The following is a 1810-nucleotide window of genomic DNA, read 5'->3' on the forward strand; positions in this document are numbered from 1 at the left end:
TGATAAAATTCCCATACAATCATTTTAACCTTGCTGACTTTTGTTCTTATAAATCATATCTAAAAATAGAAAATGTATATTATATTTGGAATTTACGTTAAAGAAAACTAATTTCCTGTTTAATTGTTCACAGTTTTAGGAACACTCTAATTTTTAAAATTCTTACTTATCTAAAATAGATAAATATAAATCTAGTCTCCGATTTAAATATCTAGCAAACATATCTGACATTCCCGATATATTGTGCTTTACATGATATTCATCAAAAGCTTCATAATATCTCAGTCGATCAGTAAACTTGATATCTATAGGTGGATATCCCTCCTTCATAAGTTCTAAATTTATTAACAATCTTCCAGTCCTTCCATTTCCATCAATAAAAGGATGAATACTTTCAAATTCTATATGAAAACGGGCAAGTTTAGTTACAATGCCTTCCTTGCTGTTTTTATACCGTTCCAATAATTCTTCCATTTTCGGAATAATTAGATATGGTTGTACGGGTTCATGAGCTGCTCCCATAATTCTAACAGGAACTCTACAGTATATTCCTCTATCCTCTTTCTTATCAGCCAATATCAAATAATGAATATCCTTAATTACTTTTTCGGATATTTCAACATTTTCACTAACAAGTTTTCTTACATACTCAAAAGCTTCCTTGTGTCCAATTACTTCCAAATGCTCCTTTAATGATTTTTGGTTAATGGTAAGCCCTTTAAGAATCATGTCTGTTTCACGTAAAGTTAAAGTGTTCCCTTCAATTGCATTTGAATTATAGGTATATTCTGTTAAAAATTCTTCATTTAATCTTTCCAGTTCCCCTTCTGTTAAAGGTCTCCTTGCTTTAAGATTGCTTAATTTTTCTTCTAATATTGGAATGAGCGTTCCTGTAATTTTATATCTTCCATCAGTTGGTTTTATTGCATCATATGGTATTTTCCAAGTTCTTCCTTCTTGATATGCACCAGGTATTTTCCCTTCAGAGCATAAAACTCTTACTCTTCTATCAGATATTCCCCATTTTTCAGAAACTTGTTTAACTGTAATATATATAAAATCCCTCCAATCTTTTCATAGTATACTATTTTATCGGAATAATATCAATACTATTGGAATGAAATGTATTGATTGTCGGAACAGTACTTTTTTTGAAAAATTTGAAACAAAAGTTAAAATTATTTCTGATGGTATAAAAGAAAGATCAATTCAGGAAGAATTAGCAGAAGATATTATTTCCATAATTCATTTATTTAGTGAAAAACTTTACGGATTGAGATCTGCTTTTATTTTGATTATGTGCAGCAGTTCTCTCCCTAACCGTATTTTCCAGCTCAATATCCAGATTAATCTTAAAATCATTCCACCAGCCAGTCGTTTGCTTTAAAATTTTGGAGTGTACCCAAATCTTGGACAAATAATTTTTGGTACACTAAAATAGTATTCAAAATGGGACTTTTTCATAATCTATGCTTCCCAAAGAAAAAATATACATTGTTTAGTTTAATTTCAGATAATCCTTGTTGTAAAAAATAGAGTTTTTTTTTATTAGGAAAATAAATTTATTTTCAACATAGGAGTAAAATTATGAAAAGAAATTTTAAAAAAGTAACTGAAATTTTACTGACAACTTTTATATTTCAAATACCCATTTTTAGCGAAATAATTATGCGTGGGCACCATTAAAACAATTAAATTTAAAATATACAGTGCAAATCGGCGTTTATGCTGGCTTGCATTTTTTTCTTTTGTTTATGGTACTTTGCAATTTTATCTTGTCTTAATCTGTTTCTATTTATTTCAATACATT

General features: G+C 28.6%; 1 protein-coding gene and 1 pseudogene. Both read right to left on the reverse strand.

Annotated features, from left to right (window positions below; all coding sequences use genetic code 11):
• Positions 1-162: 162 nt before the first annotated feature.
• Entirely contained in the window at positions 163-729 is a 567-nt protein-coding gene (locus HMPREF1552_RS12820; protein ID WP_021744848.1) for a Fic family protein, read from the reverse strand.
• A 204-nt stretch (positions 730-933) separates the two neighbouring features.
• Positions 934-1056, reverse strand: a pseudogene (locus HMPREF1552_RS12935) (helix-turn-helix domain-containing protein); the annotation flags it as partial.
• Positions 1057-1810 lie beyond the last annotated feature (754 nt).

Source organism: Leptotrichia sp. oral taxon 879 str. F0557 (genome assembly GCF_000469385.1).
GTDB classification, from domain to species: domain Bacteria; phylum Fusobacteriota; class Fusobacteriia; order Fusobacteriales; family Leptotrichiaceae; genus Leptotrichia; species Leptotrichia mesophila.